The 18,810-nt window shown below is 33.9% G+C and carries 14 protein-coding genes; 2 read left to right on the forward strand and 12 right to left on the reverse strand.

What is annotated here, in order from left to right; all coding sequences use genetic code 11:
* Entirely contained in the window at positions 1–486 is a 486-nt protein-coding gene (locus tag NH341_RS00545) for an acetyl-CoA carboxylase biotin carboxyl carrier protein subunit (RefSeq protein ID WP_173359330.1), read from the reverse strand.
* Between the two features lie 460 nt (positions 487–946).
* Here NH341_RS00545 and NH341_RS00550 point away from each other — a divergent pair, with 460 nt between their 5' ends.
* Positions 947–3,289: a TonB-dependent receptor gene (locus tag NH341_RS00550; protein ID WP_253055426.1), complete on the forward strand. Its 2,343-nt coding sequence runs from the start codon at positions 947–949 to the stop codon at positions 3,287–3,289.
* A gap of 104 nt (positions 3,290–3,393) precedes the next feature.
* On the forward strand, positions 3,394–3,900 hold the full coding sequence (locus tag NH341_RS00555) for a hypothetical protein (RefSeq protein WP_159610897.1): 507 nt from the start codon (positions 3,394–3,396) through the stop codon (positions 3,898–3,900).
* Between the two features lie 61 nt (positions 3,901–3,961).
* On the opposite strand, the gene NH341_RS00560 is transcribed toward NH341_RS00555, so the two are convergent.
* From NH341_RS00560 to NH341_RS00610, 11 genes are all read right to left on the reverse strand, one after another.
* Entirely contained in the window at positions 3,962–4,342 is a 381-nt protein-coding gene (locus tag NH341_RS00560) for a rhodanese-like domain-containing protein (protein WP_253055428.1), read from the reverse strand.
* Between the two features lie 5 nt (positions 4,343–4,347).
* The gene (locus NH341_RS00565) at positions 4,348–5,757 is read right to left on the reverse strand and encodes a rhodanese-like domain-containing protein (RefSeq protein ID WP_239178504.1); all 1,410 of its coding nucleotides are present in this window, start codon (positions 5,755–5,757) and stop codon (positions 4,348–4,350) included.
* 11 nt (positions 5,758–5,768) lie between these two features.
* Positions 5,769–7,499: a SulP family inorganic anion transporter gene (locus tag NH341_RS00570; protein ID WP_253055430.1), complete on the reverse strand. Its 1,731-nt coding sequence runs from the start codon at positions 7,497–7,499 to the stop codon at positions 5,769–5,771.
* Positions 7,500–7,503: 4 nt separating this feature from the next.
* Complete coding sequence (gene ruvB, locus NH341_RS00575; protein WP_073182525.1) at positions 7,504–8,526, reverse strand: Holliday junction branch migration DNA helicase RuvB; 1,023 nt, start codon at positions 8,524–8,526, stop codon at positions 7,504–7,506.
* Positions 8,527–8,676: 150 nt separating this feature from the next.
* Positions 8,677–10,446, reverse strand: coding sequence for a cbb3-type cytochrome c oxidase subunit I (locus NH341_RS00580; RefSeq protein WP_073182524.1), 1,770 nt, complete (start codon positions 10,444–10,446; stop codon positions 8,677–8,679).
* Positions 10,447–10,473: 27 nt separating this feature from the next.
* Positions 10,474–11,481, reverse strand: a complete 1,008-nt coding sequence (locus NH341_RS00585; protein WP_073182523.1) for a cytochrome c oxidase subunit II — start codon at positions 11,479–11,481, stop codon at positions 10,474–10,476.
* A 34-nt stretch (positions 11,482–11,515) separates the two neighbouring features.
* Entirely contained in the window at positions 11,516–13,120 is a 1,605-nt protein-coding gene (locus tag NH341_RS00590) for a quinol:cytochrome C oxidoreductase (protein ID WP_253055432.1), read from the reverse strand.
* A gap of 22 nt (positions 13,121–13,142) precedes the next feature.
* The gene (locus NH341_RS00595) at positions 13,143–13,691 is read right to left on the reverse strand and encodes a cytochrome c (RefSeq protein WP_172644827.1); all 549 of its coding nucleotides are present in this window, start codon (positions 13,689–13,691) and stop codon (positions 13,143–13,145) included.
* Between the two features lie 9 nt (positions 13,692–13,700).
* Positions 13,701–14,228, reverse strand: coding sequence for a DUF3341 domain-containing protein (locus NH341_RS00600; RefSeq protein WP_253055434.1), 528 nt, complete (start codon positions 14,226–14,228; stop codon positions 13,701–13,703).
* Positions 14,218–15,618 carry an NrfD/PsrC family molybdoenzyme membrane anchor subunit gene (gene nrfD, locus NH341_RS00605; RefSeq protein ID WP_028891351.1) on the reverse strand — a complete coding sequence of 467 codons (1,401 nt, stop codon included), beginning with the start codon at positions 15,616–15,618 and terminating at the stop codon, positions 14,218–14,220. Before nrfD ends, NH341_RS00600 begins: the two co-directional genes overlap by 11 nt.
* A 27-nt stretch (positions 15,619–15,645) precedes the next feature.
* Complete coding sequence (locus NH341_RS00610; protein ID WP_159610887.1) at positions 15,646–18,792, reverse strand: TAT-variant-translocated molybdopterin oxidoreductase; 3,147 nt, start codon at positions 18,790–18,792, stop codon at positions 15,646–15,648.
* Between the last annotated feature and the right edge of the window lie 18 nt (positions 18,793–18,810).

Genomic DNA, 18,810 nt, shown 5'->3' on the forward strand with positions numbered 1-18,810 from the left:
TTATTCCATTTCTATTAAAACCGTATTCTTTTCTACTTTATCACCTGCCTGTATAGCTACCGATTTTACCACTCCGTCTCTTGGTGCTTGTAAGGTATTCTCCATTTTCATGGCTTCTAACACTAAAATTCCATCACCTTCTTTTACCTCTTGACCAATTTCAACATCTACAGAAACAATTAACCCAGGCATTGGTGCCTTGATATCATTTTCTTTTTTCTCTGTTGCTACTTCTAATCCTAACTCATCAATTAACATATCCAATTCATTAGAAATATTCACTTCATAGGTATTTCCATTGATTTGAATGGTGTATGTTTTTTTGTTGAAATTTGTTTGAAGTATGGTAGCTTGATACGATTGGTTCCCTTCAAGTACGTGGTAGTTATTTTTTGATTTTTCTACTATATCTAACGCCTCTATTTGCGCTTCAGTAAAATCAAAATCATGCGTTTTATTAACGCTAGTTTTAAAAGATTTACTCATAAATATCTGATATTTTCACCACTAAAATATTAAAATTACGATGGAATACATGAGTTAAATCTATAAATTAACCTTATTGTTTTTTTACTTACTTAATAACTCCTTATTCTTTTATAAATAAGCCTAGAAAAACCCGCTATTTATCACGCTTAATTCATATTTCATATTTACCTTTGCACCGTTCTCATAAAGGGGTGCCTTATTTGAATTACGAATTTTGATTATTAAAATAATTTGTAATTAATCATTTATAATTCATATTTAAATTCAGGCTGAGATCATACCCAACGAACCTAGAACAGGTAATGCTGTTTAGGGAAGCGAGCGTAAATAAAAGGTCTGGTAGACCTTTTTAGCGAGTGCAAAAGTAAAGCTATGCTTTACGCTCACAATTATTCAATGTTTAACTAAAGAATAATTACCTCTTTTTATTCTATTTTGTTTTTATAAAATGAGACCGATGTCTTTTCAAAAAAAAGTGAAAATAGTCGCTTTTTTACTCGTATTATTTACAACGTTAACAGCAAATGCGCAAACATTTACTTTATCTGGAAAAGTAATTGATACTAACAAAAAACCTTTGGTAGGTGCTACTGTGACTGTTGCAACTCTTAACAAAGGAACTGCTACCGATTTTAATGGTGATTTCACATTAAAGCTATCAAAAGGAACTTATGTTTTTAAAGTTTCTCACGTTGGTTTTGAACCACTTTTACAAGAGGTTGTTATTACCAAGAATCAACAATTTACATTTCAGTTAACTTCTGATGAAGCTATTTTAGATGAAGTACTGGTTTCTGCCGTTCGTGTAAAAGCAGATGCACCTGTAACGCACTCTAATCTTAGCAAACAAGAAATTGAAAAACGTAATTTAGGGCAAGATATTCCTGTGTTATTAAACTATTTACCATCGGTAACATCCTCATCTGATGCGGGTGCTGGTATTGGATACACTTATATTCGTGTACGTGGTTCGGATGCTTCTCGTGTGAATGTTACGATTAACGGAATTCCATACAACGATGCCGAGAGTCAGGGTACTTTTTGGGTAAATATGGGAGATTTTGCTTCGTCTACACAAAGTTTACAATTACAACGTGGTGTGGGAACGTCTACGAACGGTTCTGGAGCTTTTGGAGCTAGTTTAAATATTTTAACCGATGCTGTTTCGGATGAAGCTAGTGGAGAAATTTCAAATGCTTTTGGTTCTTATGGAACTAGAAAACACACCGTAAAGTTTACCACTGGAAAATTAAATAATGGATTTGAGTTTGCAGGACGTTTGTCTAACATTTACTCTGATGGATATGTTGATAGAGCTTTTACCGATTTAAAATCGTATTTCTTACAAGGTAGTTATACTGATGACAATACGTTGATTAAAGCCTTAGCTTTTGGAGGAAAGCAACAAACCTATCAAGCTTGGTATGGCTTAAGTGCCGAGGAATTACAAGAAAATCGTCGCCAGAACCCGTATACCTACGATAATGAAACCGATAATTATTGGCAAGATCATTACCAATTACATTGGAATGAGAAACTCTCTGATAACTGGTCTACCAATATTGGATTAAATTATACCAAAGGAGAAGGATATTTTGAACAGTTTAAAGAGGACAAAGATGCTGTTGATTATGGTAATGTAATTGTTGACGGAAGCGATGTTATTGTTCGTCGTTGGTTAGATAATGATTTTTATGTAGCTAATGCTAACGTTACTTATAAAACTGAAAAATTCGAGTTAATTTCTGGTGCTTCTTATAGTAATTATAAAGGAGATCATTTTGGTGAAGTTATTTGGGCTACACAATTTGCAGATGGTGCTAGCATTAGAGATCGTTACTATTTTAGTGATGCTAAGAAAAATGATATTAGCGTTTTTTCTAAAGCTACTTTTAATGTTTTTGATAATTTAAAAGCTTTTGTTGATGTACAAGGTAGGTTTATTGATTATACAACCGGAGGCTTTACTTCTGATTTAAATCCTTTAAATATTGACACTTCATTTAGCTTCTTTAATCCTAAGTTAGGTTTTACTTACAGTATTAATAAAGAAAATAGCATTTATGCATCGTATGCTCGTGCGAACAGAGAACCGAACCGTGATGATTTTCAAAATGGCCCGAATGTACAACATGAAACCTTAGATGATTTTGAATTAGGGTGGCGTTTGCATAATAAAACGGTTCAATTGAGCACCAACATCTATTACATGTCGTACGACAATCAATTAATTCAAACTGGTGGACTGAATGATGTTGGAGAATATTTACGAGAAAATGTGAAAGACAGCTATCGTTTAGGAGTAGAAATTGATGCTAATATTAACATTTCAGACAAGTTTAGTATTAATCAAAACCTTACGGTAAGTAGTAATAAAATCAAGAATTTTATTTTAGATCGTGATGGTGTTCAACGCAATATTGGTACGACTAATATTGCTTTTTCTCCAAATATTATTGCTGGAAATGCTTTGGTTTATAAGCCTACACAAGGGTTACAGCTTTCTTTATTATCTAAATTTGTTGGTGAACAATATTTAAGTAACACAAACACAGAAGCCTCTAAACTTGATAGCTATTACGTTAGTGATTTTAATGTTAGTTATGAATTAAAAATGAACAAAGTTTTTAAATCTATTGTTTTTACAGGATTGGTAAACAACCTTTTTGATAAAGAATATGTTGATAGAGGATATACCTATTTAAATACTTGGGATACTCCTGGAACTTCTTTTGAGGTCCAAGGATACTTTCCGCAAGCTACTAGAAACTTTTTAGTAGGTGCAACGTTAAAGTTTTAATTGGGAAAATGCTAGAAAAACAAAAAACTGAGACAATTGTCTCGGTTTTTTTATTTTTTAAAGCTTGACTTAAAAGACTAAATTCGCCAAAAGATTATTTAACTATGAAATTGAAAGAAACCTTAATAATATTACTTTCTATAACAAGCATCGGACTTGGGATTTATTCTTTTAAATTAAATAAAGAAATTTCTCTATTAATGGATGCTAAAAACTTCACTTTCAAATGGATAAACAATCATGAAATCTTGACTAGTTATTGGAAAGAAAATAATAAAATAGCTAATCAATTTTTTGATGTAAACTTTGACTCCAATTATGAGATTGCTAGAGTTTATACTACTTATGGAAAAGTATATCAAACTTGTTTTGACAGGGATGAAAATGGCGTTTATGAAAAAACTGACTGTTATAATTCGGCTGGAAATAAGGTTGGTTATTCTCTCGATAATGATGAAGATGGAGTTCCAGAAGAATTCGTTTTAATTTACGATTCAAAAAAAGAATTAAAGTTTATTGACAGTAATTTTGATGGTAAATTTGAAAAAATCATTATAATTAATAATAGCACTGAAACTGAATTATTAACTAAAACAATGTTTGAAGAGTAAGCTAAGATGAATAAAGAAAATCCCGAGTATACTACTCGGGATTTTCTTTATTCTTTATTCTTTATTCTTTATTTTTCTCTGTCCATTCTAGATAACCTCCTAAAACATTGTATACTTTAAAACCTTTTTGAGCAAGTAACTCACTTGCTTTTAAACTTCTTCCGCCTGAACGGCAATAAAGGTATACCGGTTTTGTTTTTTCTAATTTCTCCAGAGCTTTTCCTTCAAAATCATTACCTGTAACATCTATTTTAATTGGATTTTCAATAACTCCTCTTGACCACTCTTCTGGGGTTCTAACGTCTAATAACTGTGCATTATTTTCATTCTGTAAAACTACTTGTAAGTTATCTATAGTAATGTTATTTACCTCTGTCTTTTGTTGTTTACACGACAATATCACTGTTAAAAATAAACCTATTAAAAAAATACCTTTGTTCATCTTGCTTATTTTAAAGTTGATGGACATACCGTTGCTGTCCTTGGAATATCAGTTTCTTTAATAGCCTTATATCCTCCAGCAACATCAATGATGTTATGAAATCCTCTGGCTTTTAAAATAGACGCTGCAATTACTGAACGGTATCCTCCAGCACAATGTACATAAAAGTCTTCTTTTGTTGGAAACTCTTCAACATGCTCGTTTAAGAAATCTAACGGTGTACTTGGTACATCTACAATATGTTCATTTGCATATTCTCCTGGTTTTCTAACATCAAAAACAGGTGCTTTTTCCGTAATTGCTTCTGCTAAAACATTTGCAGAAACAGAACGTAACGTATCTACTTCTTTTCCTGCTTCTTTCCAAGCTGCAAAGCTTCCATCTAAATACCCTAACACATTATCAAAACCAACACGAGATAAACGTGTAATCGTAGTTTCTTCTTCTCCTTTAGGGGTAACTAATAAAATTGGTTGAGTAACATCTTTAATCAATGCTCCCACCCATGGAGCAAATGTTCCTCCTAAACCAATAAAAATTGATTGAGGAATAAATCCTTTAATAAATTCTGATTGATGACGTACATCTAAAATCAACGCATCTGTTTCGTTTGCTATTTTTTCAAAATCTATTACTGATAAAGCTCTTGCTCCATTTTTGATAACTTCATCGATAGATTGGTATCCTTCCTTATTCATTTTTACATTTAAAGGAAAATATTCAGGTGGAGGTAGTAACCCGTCTGTTACTTCTTTTACAAACTCCTCTTTGGTCATGTCTGCACGCAATGCGTAATTGGTTTTCTTTTGATCGCCAATTGTGCCTACTGTTTCTTTGCTTAAGTTTTTACCACAAGCCGATCCTGCTCCGTGTGCCGGATATACAATTACTTCATCTTCCAATGTCATAATTTTTGTACGTAAACTATCGTACAATAATCCTGCTAATTCATCTTGCGTTAAGTTTGCTGCTTTTTGTGCTAAATCTGGACGTCCAACATCACCTAAAAACAAAGTATCTCCACTGAAAACTGCATGATTTTTTCCGTCTTTATCTTTTAACAAATAAGAAGTACTTTCCATTGTATGTCCTGGAGTATGTAATACAGTAATTGTAATTTCTCCTAATCTAAATACTTCTCCATCTGTTGCTATATGAGCTTCATAATTTGTTTTTGCTGTTGGTCCGTATACAATTGTTGCTCCTGTTTTTTCAGCTAGTGTAACATGACCACTTACAAAATCTGCATGGAAGTGAGTTTCGAAAATATATTTGATTTTAGCGCCATCTTTTTCAGCTCTGTTTATATAAGGATCAACTTCACGTAATGGATCTATAATTGCTACTTCTCCATTACTTTCAATATAATAGGCTCCTTGTGCTAAACAACCTGTATAAATTTGCTCTATTTTCATGATATTATATATTATTTATACGCTTGATGTATATACTGTGCGTATTTTTTCTGATTTTGATTATCTCCTGTTTTATAAAAATTTACGGCACCATTGGCACGCATAAAAAAGTGGTCTAAACTCACAACGTCTAATAAGCCTCCTCTAAAAAAGGCATCTCTTACAGGTCCTTTTACTCCTGCAAAGTAAAATTGAATGTTATGCTTGTTAAAATAAATAATACGTTCTTTTAACATATCAATTCCTGTACTATCAACTCTGTTTATGCTTTCAGCATCTAAAACAATCAACTTTAATGCTTTTCCTTTTTCTGATGCCATTTCATCTAGCTTATCTCTAAAATAATTTGAATTAGCATAAAAAAGTTGTGCATCAAAGCGAAATACTAAAATTTCATCGTCTAGAATAACTTCCTTAAACCTGCTTTTATTACGATAGAAGTCAGAATTTGGTACTTTTCCTAACTCCGCTACGTACGGTCTTGAAGTTCTAAAAATTAAAACAATTAATGATAAAACTACCCCGATTAAAATTCCATATTCAATTCCGAAGAAAATAGTAGCTAAGAAAGTAGCTAAGAGTAACCAGAAATCTAAATTATTTGCTTTCCATAGCCTTCTTGCTTCTTTTAAATTTATTAAGTTAAAAACTGCAACTATAATAATTGCTGATAAAATAGTTTTTGGCAAGTGATAAAAAACTGGGGTTAAAAAAAGTAAGGTAAACACTACCAAAATTGCGGAAACTATTGCGGAAACTCCTGTAGTTCCTCCCGATTCTGCATTAATTGCCGAACGAGAAAAACTTGATGCTGACGGATATGATTGAAATAATGACCCAACCATATTACTTAAACCCAAAGCTACTAATTCTTGATTGGGTCTTACTCTATACTCATCTTGCTTAGCTTCCAAGGTTTTTCCGATAGAAATAGTTTCTAAATATCCTACCATAACCAAAGTTGCCGCTATCGGCATTAATTCACGTATTAAAGCTACATCAATTACTGGCATTGAAAATTTAGGTAAACCTGATGGAATATCTTTTACAATGGCTACATCTGAAAATTCTGTTCCAAAAAAACGGATACTTACTATACCCAATATAACAACGATTAACGCATTGGGTATTTTTCTATTAATTCTTCTAAAAATTATAATAATAGCACATGCTATTAAACCTATTATAGTTGTATTTGTTTTAAAATATTTAAGTCTGAAGAGAATATCTTCTAATAATACATGGATTTGATCACTTTGTACAAAATCTACTCCGAATAAATTCCTAAATTGATTCAATCCAATAATTAAAGCTACTGCAGAGGTAAACCCAGTTATTACAGGTCTTGATAAAAAGTTAACAATAAATCCTAAACGGAAAATTCCCATTAAAAACTGAATAGTCCCTACTACTAGCGCGAGTAATATTGCTATAGCTATATAACTTTCAGAACCTGTTAATGCTAAGGTAGATACTCCTGTTGCTACAATTAATGAGTCCATTGCTACAGGACCAATTGCTACTTGACGTGACGTACCAAAAATAGCATATAGTAATTGAGGCACTAACGCAGCATACAACCCATAAATTGGTGGTAAACCTGCAATAAGTGCATACGCTATACCTTGAGGAATTAGCACAATAGCAACGGTTATACCTGCAACTACATCACCTTTTAACTGTGACTTTTTATAGTTAGGCATCCATTCTAATATAGGTATGAGTTTTTTTAATAGTTTCATTTATTTAAAAGAGCTCTCCTTGACTAGTTCCTTTAATTCTTCCTAAATGTTTATACGCCAAATCAGTTACTTCTCTTCCTCTTGGCGTACGCATAATAAACCCTTGCTGAATTAAAAAAGGTTCATAAACTTCTTCTATTGTTTCTGAATTTTCTGCTACAGCAGTAGCTAACGTAGTAATTCCTACTGGGCCACCCTTAAACTTATCAATAATAGTAGATAAAATTTTATTATCCATTTCATCTAAACCATGTGCATCTACATTTAAAGCTTTTAAGGCATATTTGGCTATTTCTATGGTAATTGTACCATTTCCTTTAATTTGAGCAAAATCACGCACTCTACGTAGTAATGCATTAGCAATACGAGGAGTCCCTCTACTTCTTCCTGCAATTTCAATTGCGGCTTCCATAGAAATAGGCACTTTTAAAATAAATGCACTTCGTTGTATGATGGTTGTTAATAATTCTGTTGAGTAATAATGTAATCGGCTACTGATACCAAAACGAGCTCGCATAGGCGCTGTGAGCAATCCTGAACGAGTAGTTGCTCCTACTAAAGTAAATGGCTCTAAGTTAATTTGAACTGTACGTGCATTTGGACCAGATTCAATCATGATATCGATTTTATAATCTTCCATTGCTGAATACAGGTATTCTTCAACTATTGGACTTAATCGATGTATTTCATCTATAAATAAAACATCTCGTTCATCTAAATTGGTTAGTAAACCCGCCAAATCTCCAGGTTTATCTAGTACAGGCCCTGAAGTTACTTTTATTCCAACTCCTAATTCATTAGCTAAAATATGAGCCAACGTTGTTTTTCCTAATCCTGGAGGGCCGTGAAATAAGGCATGATCTAACGCTTCATCTCGTTGATTCGCTGCCTCTACAAAAACCTTTAAATTATCTATTGCCTGATCTTGGCCAGTAAAATCATCAAATGAAAGCGGACGCAGTTTTTTTTCTACATCTAATTCTTCATTTGAATAATTTGTGTTTTCAGGGTTTAAGTTTTCATTCATATTGTTGCAAATATACTTGAAATAAAATGTTCACATTGTAATATAAGTTACTTAACTAATATTTTATGCTAAAAAATTATTACAAGATCTACTAATACTTATAGAAAACAAAAGCCTCCCAGTTTTGGGAGGCTTTATAATTTATCTTTTTTAAGAAGGCTCTTCGCCATCTAATAATGGTACGTTTTGTGGTACAAAGTCTTTTCCGTGTACATACTCACCATTTTCATCTGTTTTACTGTAATCGTAAGCCCATCTGTGAACTTCAGGAATTGCTCCTGGCCAGTTTCCATGAATATGTTCAACTGGAGTAGTCCACTCAAGTGTATTTGCATTCCAAGGGTTTTGTGTTGCTTTTTGACCTCTATACATAGAAATAAAGAAGTTTGCTATGAAGATTAACTGTGCTAAACCTCCAAGAATAGCCATGATAGTCATAAACACGTTTATATCTGCCAAATCATCAAACATTGGAAAGTTTGTGTTTGTATAATAACGACGTGGTAAACCAGCTAACCCTATAAAGTGCATTGGGAAAAATACTCCGTAAGCACTGATTATTGTTAACCAAAAGTGCCAATATCCTAATGTTTTGTTCATCATTCTACCATACATCTTAGGGAACCAGTGATAAACACCAGCAAACATCCCTAATAAAGCAGATACACCCATTACCAAGTGGAAGTGTGCCACTACAAAATATGTATCGTGAACGTTAATATCTAAAGCTGAATCTCCTAATACTAGTCCTGTTAAACCTCCTGTTACAAACGTAGAAACTAATCCGATTGAGAACATCATTGCAGGATTTAACTGTAGGTTACCTTTCCATAGTGTAGTAACATAGTTAAATGCTTTTACTGCTGATGGAATTGCAATTAATACTGTTGTAAATGTAAATACAGAACCTAAGAATGGATTCATTCCAGAAACGAACATGTGGTGACCCCATACAATCGTAGATAAGAATGCAATTGCCATAATAGAACCAACCATTGCACGGTAACCAAAAATTGGTTTACGTGCGTTTGTTGAAATTACTTCTGAACTAATACCTAATGCTGGTAATAAGATAATATATACCTCTGGGTGACCTAAGAACCAGAATAAGTGTTCGAATAATACTGGTGACCCTCCTTGGTAATGTAATACTTCTCCAGAAATAAAGATGTCTGATAAGTAGAATGAAGTACCAAAGCTTCTATCAAAGATTAATAATAAGGCTGCTGATAATAATACCGGGAATGAAATTACACCAATAATCGCTGTAATAAAGAATGCCCACATTGTTAATGGCAATCTTGTCATTTTCAATCCTTTTGTACGTAAGTTTAAAACTGTTACGATATAGTTTAATGACCCGATTAGCGATGATGCAATGAAAATTGCCATAGACACTAACCATAACGTCATTCCTGTACCTGAACCTGGAATTGCTTGTGGTAAAGCGGATAACGGAGGATAAATTGTCCATCCTGCCGATGCTGGTCCTGCTTCTACAAATAATGAGATAATCATTATTACTGATGATAAGAAGAATAACCAGTAAGATACCATATTTAAGAATCCAGAAGCCATATCACGAGCTCCAATTTGTAACGGAATTAATAGGTTGGAGAATGTACCACTTAAACCTGCCGTTAATACAAAGAACACCATTATTGTACCGTGAATTGTAACTAACGCTAAGTACATATCTGGGTTCATAATTCCATCTGTTTGATGGTTTCCTAAGAATGCTTCAACAATTGAAAACGATGTATCTGGCCATGCAATTTGTAAACGAAATAACATAGACATGAAACCTCCTATGATACCCATAAATATACCTGTAACAAGGAATTGTTTCGAGATCATTTTATGATCTTGACTAAAGATGTATTTAGTTACAAATGTTTCTTTGTGATGATGATCTGACATAATCTATATATACTTTAAAAAAATATCTTATTTAATAACTTGAGCTAATGTTTTTTGTTCTGATAACCACTTGTTGTACTCTTCTTCTTCAACAACAGTAATTTTCATTTGCATATTGTAGTGAGATGCTCCACAAATTTTGTTACACAATAATAAGTAATCAAACTCATATGGGTCTTCTCCTTTAGCTCTTCTAATTTTGTTAATTCCTTCTGTTTTTGCAATTACCTCAGAATTTTGACGCATTTCTGCTGTGGTATACTTTGGCGTAAATGCGAATTGAGTAACCATACCTGGAACACAGTTCATTTGTGCTCTAAAGTGTGGCATATAAGCAGAGTGCAATACATCTTGCGAACGGAACTTGAATAATACTTTCTTCCCTTTAGGTAAGTATAATTCTGTTACTTGCTTATCATCTTGTGCACTTGGGTCTGACATATCGACCCCCATAGTGTTAATTCCTTTGATAAAGTTTACATTACCTAAACCTAATTGGTTATCTTCACCTGCATAACGTGCATCCCAGCGGAATTGTTGAGAGTATACTTCAATTACAATAGGGTTTTCATCGTCTCCAACATACATAATGTTATTCCAAGCCCATAAACCATATCCAATTAATAACACAATTGTTACTGCAGGAATAGTTGTCCAAATTAATTCTAACTTATGACTATCTGCATAAAATAATGCCTTATTGTTTTTATTTCCTCTGTACTTGTAAGTAAAGAAGAAAATTAAAAACTGCATTCCAAACTGAACTATTCCAATTAACCAAAAAGTGATATTAAAAAGGTTGTCATCATGCTCTCCTTCAAAAGAAGCAGCTTCTGGTAACATAATTACATTCATGGCAATTAAGCAGTAAATCATCATTGCATAAAGGAATGCTAGGAAAGCTAATGAATATTTAGCTTGTTTTTCGTTGTCTTCATCTGTAGCAATTACAGAACGGAAATTCATTATACGAGTAATTTGCCAAAAACTTACTCCGATTGCAACTGCTATGAAAATATAAAATAAAGCGAGCATATTATCTAAACTATTTGTTTATTAATTCTTTTTATTAATGATGATTACTATCTTCTCCTGTGTGTTCGATGTTGTAGTAATGATAGGTTTCACTTTCGTGTAAATAAGGATTACCTTTTGGCACTGGGTTAGCTTTTGCAAACGCATTAAACGTAGCAAAAATAAACAATCCTGTGAAGAATAGTACCCCACTTATCTCTCCAATTCCAAATGCCCATTGACCACCTACTGTTCCTGGCATAACCATTACAAATAAGTCAATATAATGACCTGCTAAGATTACAACTCCTCCTAAAATTACAAACCAAGGTCTACTCTTAAAATCACTGTTGATTAATAATAATACTGGGAAAATAAAGTTCATTACAACCATTGCTAAAAATGGTACTTTATATTCGTTAAAACGTAATAAGAAATAAGTTGTTTCTTCTGGCATATCTGCATACCAAATTAACATAAACTGTGCGAACCATAAATATGTCCAGAATACTGAGAAACCAAACATAAATTTAGCTAAGTCGTGAATATGACTATCATTTACCAATGGTAATACTCCTTTTGAACGTAAGTAAATAGTTACCATTGCTATGACTGTTAAAGCAGACACTAAGAAAGTAGCTAATACGTACCATCCAAACAATGTTGAGAACCAGTGCGGATCTATTGCCATAATCCAGTCCCAAGAAGCCATACTTTCAGTAATCATGAAGAATATAAGAAATATAACTGTTGCATTATAATTTTTCTTATGCTGCTTTAAATCTCCGTTATCTTGAGCTAACGACCACTTTCTTATTAGAAAACGATAAACATTCCAACCTGCTAAGTAAACAATACTTCTTATTAACCAACCTGGAGTATTTAACCACCATTTTTTTCCATCTACTATAGCATCATAATTTGGGCTTGTTGGGTCAGTTACTCCTTCTCCCATCCAAGTAAACAGGTGATTCATATGCATTGCTGTAAGTATTAAGAATACTAACATTATTAAACTCACATAATGTAAATTTGATGAAATAGCTTCCATTACTCTGTGCAATACTACAGACCATCCTGCTTGTGCAACAATTTGTGAACCATAAAAAGCAAGCACTAACAATGTAATACCTAAAGAGAATAATAAAGCAACATACAAAGCAGACCAAGGTCTATTTTGCATTTGGTGTAAAGCGTGTTCTGCATGAGCATCTCCGTGATCTTCACCATGAGCAGCTACTTCAGTATGTGCTTCAGTTGTTTCATTCGCTTCATCAGTTGCTGTTTCTTTATGATCATCTTCAGCTACATGTACTGCCGAACTATCTTTTGCTTGTGTATTTTCAGTAGCTTCTTCCGAATGATTTTGTTCACCGTTGTGTGCTACTTCTTCAGTGTGTGTAGCAGTACTGTCTGCAACATGCTCTTCAGTTGTTGTATCTTCTTCGTGATTTTCAACTTTAGCTTCTTCTTTATGCTCTACATCAGCATGATCTGCTTTCGCTTCATGACCTCCATGATGTGCATCTTGTTTTGCTAAAATTTCTTTTGCTTCTTCTAATGTTTTAGGCGCTGAAAAGAAACTATAACCTGTTCCTAAAAGTCCTACAGCCATTAAAACAATAGCTAGCATTTTTAATTTTCCTGAAAACTGGTACATATCTTAACTATCTATTATAGACTTATTTTAATTCGCTTCTTAATTTTTCTACGTATTGTACAACTTGCCAACGCTCATTGTATCTTAACTGTGATGCATGAGATCCCATTAAGTTCTTACCATACATAATTACATGATAAATATTCCCTGGGGTTAACTCTCTGTCTGCGTAATTTGGGATACCATTGAATTTATCTCTTTGCGATAACACTCCGTTACCATCCCCTTTTGTTCCGTGACAAGAAGCACAGTATATGTCATATAACTCTTTACCTTTTTCTAAGTTAGCCTCAGTAGTTGGTAATGGGTTTTTTAATTCAGCTTTTGCTTTTTCATATCCTTCATTAGTGTCTGGAATATCATAAGCTACAACTCCGTTTCTGCTTACAGTACCTGCTACTGGTAATTTATTTACCTCTTCATTATTAATACCTTCGGCTCCATTTGCATCGTAGGGTACAGATACATACATATCTGGCATGAACTGTACTTGTGGTTTTCGTTTATCGTTACAAGAACTTAAGCTTGTTGCTGCTACAGCTAAAGCGATAATTATTTTTAAATTCTTCATATCTCTTTATTAGTGCGTTTCTACTACGTTAATTTCTACAGCTCCAGTTTTCTCTAATAATGACACCAACTCTTCTTCACTCCCATTAACAGGAATCTCCATTAAAAAGTGATCATCTGTAGTTCTTGGATCAGGGTTTTCAGCTTCTTTAAATGGCCATATCTTACTTCTCATATAAAAAGTAATTACCATTAAGTGTGCTGCAAAAAACACTGTTAATTCAAATAATATTGGAACAAAAGCTGGCATATTGGTAGCCCATGAAAAGTTTGGTTTTCCCCCAATATCTTGAGGCCAATCAGCAATCATAGTATACCATGTTAACCAAACTGCTACTGATAAGCCTGTAATACCATATAAAAAAGCGGTAATTGCTAAACGTGTTGGTGCTAATCCCATTGCTTTGTCTAATCCATGAACTGGAAAAGGACAAAATACTTCTTCAATATGATGATTTTCTGCTTTTACTTTCTTAACGGCATCCATTAAGATATCATCATCATTATATAATGCGTGAATTACTTTATTAGTGCTCATTGTTCTCTTCTCTTGATTTTTTAAAATTCTCACCTGATGATTTCAAAATAGTCTTAATCTCTGCTGTAGGGATTACTGGGAAAGTTCTTGCATATAATAAGAATAATACAAAGAAGAATCCGATAGTTCCTATAAAGATACCTACGTCTACGAACGTTGGTTCAAAACGCCACCATGTAGATGGTAACTGTCCTTTACTTAATACAATTGCAATAATATCAAAACGCTCAAACCACATACCGATGTTAATTACTATCGAGATAATAAAAGACCAAATAAAACTTCTTCTAATTTTTTTGATCCATAATAACTGTGGTGTGAAAATGTTACAAATTAATAACGACCAAAATGCCCATCCGTAAGCTCCTGCTTCTGCTCCAAATGATAAGTATGTGTAGTTTTCGTAAGGAGAACCTGTATACCATGCAATAAAGAACTCTGTTGCATAAGCTACTGCTACGATACCTCCTGTTAAAATGATTACGATGTTCATATACTCTACGTGTAAACGTGTAATATATGCTTCCATATTTGTAACCTTACGCATAATACCTAATAAGGTTTGTACCATTGCAAATCCAGAGAAGATCGCCCCTGCTACGAAATAAGGAGGGAAAATTGTTGAGTGCCATCCTGGGTTAATAGAAGTTGCGAAGTCCATCGATACGATTGTGTGTACAGAAAGTACTAATGGAGTTGCTAAACCTGCTAATACTAACGACACTTCTTCAAAACGTTGCCAGTCTTTTGCTCTACCTGACCACCCGAAAGATAATAATGCATAAATTTTCTTTTGGAAAGGTTTTACAGCTCTATCACGAATCGTTGCAAAATCAGGTAATAAACCAGTCCACCAGAAAACTAATGATACCGATAAATACGTAGAAATTGCGAATACATCCCATAATAATGGCGAGTTAAAGTTAACCCATAATGATCCAAATTGGTTAGGAATTGGTAATACCCAGTATCCGTTCCATGGACGTCCCATGTGAATGATCGGGAACAATCCTGCTTGGAATACCGCAAAGATTGTCATCGCTTCTGCAGAACGGTTAATTGCCATTCTCCATTTTTGACGGAATAATAAAAGTACTGCAGAAATAAGTGTTCCTGCGTGACCAATACCTACCCACCATACGAAGTTGGTAATATCCCATGCCCAACCGATGTTTTTACTTAATCCCCATACACCAATACCTGTTCCTACGGTGTAAAAGATACATCCAAATCCCCATAACATTGCTGCTAAAGAGATATAGAATGCTATATACCAATTTTTATTTGCTTTCCCTTCAATAGGTCTAGCAATATCTTCAGTAATATCATGGTAACTCTTGTCACCAAGTATTAAAGGTTCTCTATAAGATGATTCGTAATGAGACGACATAAATCTATATACTTATTAATTTTACTATTAAGCTTCGTTTGTATTTCTTACTTTCACTTGATACACTACGTTTGGTTTTGTACCAATATAATCTAAAACGTGAAAAGCTCTTTTATCTTCTTTTAATGCTGTAACTGTATCTTCAGTGTTGTTTATATCTCCAAACACCATAGAACCAGTAGAACATGCTGCTGAACATGCTGTTTCAAACTCGTCTTTTTTAACAGCTCTACCTTCTTTCTTAGCCTTTAAGATAGTAGCTTGTGTCATTTGAATACACATAGAACACTTTTCCATTACACCACGAGAACGAACTACTACGTCTGGGTTTAACACCATTTTACCGTACTCGTTATTCATGTTAAAATCAAACTCGTTGTTTTCAGCATAATTAAACCAGTTGAAACGACGAACTCTATATGGACAGTTATTTGCACAGTAACGAGTACCTACACAACGGTTATATGCCATTTGGTTTTGACCTTGACGACCGTGAGATGTTGCTGCTACCGGACATACTGTTTCACATGGTGCGTGGTTACAGTGCTGACACATCATTGGTTGGAAAGCAACCTGTGGATTTTCTGCTGGGTTTTCTAAAGCATCAAATAAATCTCCTTTGCTTAGCTCTAATACTTTTTCAGTATAACGTCTTTCAATTTCTTGGTTAGCTATGTTTGGATTTTGAGCTTTGAACTCCTCCAATGTCATTTTAGCCTTATGTTGCTTATCTTCCACAGTAGAAGAATAATAACGATCAATACGTAACCAAGCCATATCTCTACCAACTCTCATTTCATCTTTACCAACAACTGGTACGTTGTTTTCTGCGTGACATGCAATAACACATGCTCCACAACCTGTACAAGATGTTAAGTCGATAGATAAGTTAAAGTGGTGTCCTAAACTTCTGTCATGCTCTTCCCATAAGTCAATTTTACTTCCTTCAACTTCTTGATGATCATAAGAGACCATGAATGGCTTATTCCAAGTATGCTTAGGATCTAATTTTTTATCGTTTACTTCTTTTAATGAAGCTTCTTTTAATATATCGTGACGACCTGCTAAAGTACTTTGTACTTGCATACAAGCAAACTTGTGCCATCCTGAAGTTCTTTCAATAGAAACATTATACTGAACATTGTTTCCATTTTGGTAGAATGGATAGGCATTGACACCTACTTGCATTTCTGATTTTAATCCTTGAGTTCTACCGTATCCTAATGCTAAACCTACTGATCCTTTTGCTTGACCTGGTTGTATAAGTACTGGTACTTTATTTATTGTTATGCCATTTACTGTTACGTTAGCATAATTACCATCAATAGCACCATTATCTTTTACTGGGTTTTCAAAACCTAATTCTTTTGCATCTGAGATAGAAATGGTTAGGTAGTTATCCCAAGAAGCTCTTGTAATAGGGTCAGGTAATTCTTGTAACCAAGGGTTATTTGCTTGTTTACCGTCTCCTAACGCTGTTGATGAATATAAGTTTAATTCGAATCCTGAAGCATTATTAGCATTTTTCACTAATTGCGCTGCTGCTGCATTTACATCTGCTGTAGATTCAAAAGCTATTTCTTCTTCTACAGTAACTTTTTCAACTTTAAAGAACCCATCATGTAATGCTTGATTCCATGAAGCCCCTCCTAATACATTTGTACTCCAAAATTCTTTTAAAGTATCGTAATAGTTCACTGTACTTCCAGACCATTTTAACAAAACGTCTTGTATTTGACGTGTGTTAAATAGTGGCTGTATAGTTGGTTGCATTAAACTATAAACACCTTGCTTCGCCATAACATCTCCCCAACTTTCTAAGTTATGAGGTGCTGGCAATGTATATTGTGTAGCATTAGCTGTAGCATCATCTTGAGTAGATAGAGCTATAGATAATTTTAAATTTTTAATTCCTTCTGCTAAATCAACTGCATTTGCTAAAGTGTATAAAGGATTTACATTATAAGTAATTAAACCTTTTACTTTACCTCCTTTAACGTCTGCTATCAATTGAGCTACTTGGGTATCGTTACCTTGACGCTTTAAATTCACCGCCTCAGTATCTATTACCTCACTATTTAACGCTTTATTGATTGCTAATGCAATTAATTGTGCGTTTTTATCATTTAAACCTGTAACAACAACCCCTTTTGAACCTGCTTTTTTAAGGTCTTTAGCTAATTGCTTTACCTCTACATCAAAAGTTGTTGCTTTTGAAGGAAGGCTATTTCCTGTTATTTGGTTGTATAAGTTTATTAAAGCGAAAACTTGCTCAGATGGTTTGGCTACAATTCTTTTATCGGCATTTGCTCCCGCTAAAGACATGTTAGCTTCTATTTGAACATGGTATGACATTTTACCAGTTTCTACTCTACGTCCTTCTGCATAAGACTTTTCGTATCCCCCTTGCCAATCACCAATAAAATCTGCCCCTATGGACGCGATAACTTCCGCCTTACTAAAATCGTAATCTGGCAATGCTCTTTTACCATACATGGCTTCAAAAGCATCAGCAGTTGCACTTTCAGAAATTGCGTCATATACCACATGCTTAACATTTGGGTAAGCTGTAATAAAATCTGCTATTACTTTTTCAGTAGAAGGACTCGCTAAAGTTCCTGTTAATAATACTACTGGTTCATTAGCATTCTTTAATTCGTTTAATTTTGCGATAATTTCTTTATCTGCATCTGCCCAAGATATTTGAGTTTTTCCTTTTCTTGGTTCTTTTAAACGTAATTTTTCATCGTATAATGATAAAACTGACGCTTGAGTACGTGCGCTAGTTACACCTCCTGCCTCTTTATTTGGCATGATTTGAATTGGACGTCCTTCGCGTGTTTTTACTAATACGTTTGCGAAATCAAAACCGTCTGCAATTGTAGTTGCGTACCAATCAGCAACGCCTACTACGATATCATTAGGTTGCACTACATAAGGAATTGATTTTCTTACTGGACCTTCACAAGCTGCTAAAGAAGCTGCTGCAGTGGTAAATCCAACATATTTCAAGAAGTCTCTACGTGAAGTTGATGATGTTTCTAAGGTATCTTTGTCGCCTAAAAATTCATCTGTAGGAATATCTTGTACAAACTCATTATTACGTAGCGTTTCAACAATAGAACTACCCTTTAGTTCTTCAACACTTTGCCAGTATTTTTTGTTTGAAGCCATTTATATATGTGTTTTTCT

It is taken from the genome of Tenacibaculum sp. XPcli2-G (assembly GCF_024124505.1).
GTDB lineage: Bacteria > Bacteroidota > Bacteroidia > Flavobacteriales > Flavobacteriaceae > Polaribacter > Polaribacter mesophilus.

Excerpts from the sequence above, each read along its gene's own strand:
- NH341_RS00610 (WP_159610887.1), bottom strand. The coding sequence starts at position 18,792 with ATGGCTTCAAACAAAAAATACTGGCAAAGTGTTGAAGAACTAAAGGGT.
- NH341_RS00550 (WP_253055426.1), top strand. The coding sequence starts at position 947 with ATGTCTTTTCAAAAAAAAGTGAAAATAGTCGCTTTTTTACTCGTATTA.
- NH341_RS00590 (WP_253055432.1), bottom strand. The coding sequence starts at position 13,120 with ATGTACCAGTTTTCAGGAAAATTAAAAATGCTAGCTATTGTTTTAATG.
- NH341_RS00565 (WP_239178504.1), bottom strand. The coding sequence starts at position 5,757 with ATGAAAATAGAGCAAATTTATACAGGTTGTTTAGCACAAGGAGCCTAT.
- NH341_RS00595 (WP_172644827.1), bottom strand. The coding sequence starts at position 13,691 with ATGAAGAATTTAAAAATAATTATCGCTTTAGCTGTAGCAGCAACAAGC.
- NH341_RS00555 (WP_159610897.1), top strand. The coding sequence starts at position 3,394 with ATGAAATTGAAAGAAACCTTAATAATATTACTTTCTATAACAAGCATC.
- NH341_RS00560 (WP_253055428.1), bottom strand. The coding sequence starts at position 4,342 with ATGAACAAAGGTATTTTTTTAATAGGTTTATTTTTAACAGTGATATTG.
- NH341_RS00570 (WP_253055430.1), bottom strand. The coding sequence starts at position 7,499 with ATGAAACTATTAAAAAAACTCATACCTATATTAGAATGGATGCCTAAC.
- NH341_RS00580 (WP_073182524.1), bottom strand. The coding sequence starts at position 10,446 with ATGTCAGATCATCATCACAAAGAAACATTTGTAACTAAATACATCTTT.
- NH341_RS00585 (WP_073182523.1), bottom strand. The coding sequence starts at position 11,481 with ATGCTCGCTTTATTTTATATTTTCATAGCAGTTGCAATCGGAGTAAGT.
- ruvB (WP_073182525.1), bottom strand. The coding sequence starts at position 8,526 with ATGAATGAAAACTTAAACCCTGAAAACACAAATTATTCAAATGAAGAA.
- nrfD (WP_028891351.1), bottom strand. The coding sequence starts at position 15,618 with ATGTCGTCTCATTACGAATCATCTTATAGAGAACCTTTAATACTTGGT.
- NH341_RS00600 (WP_253055434.1), bottom strand. The coding sequence starts at position 14,228 with ATGAGCACTAATAAAGTAATTCACGCATTATATAATGATGATGATATC.
- NH341_RS00545 (WP_173359330.1), bottom strand. The coding sequence starts at position 486 with ATGAGTAAATCTTTTAAAACTAGCGTTAATAAAACGCATGATTTTGAT.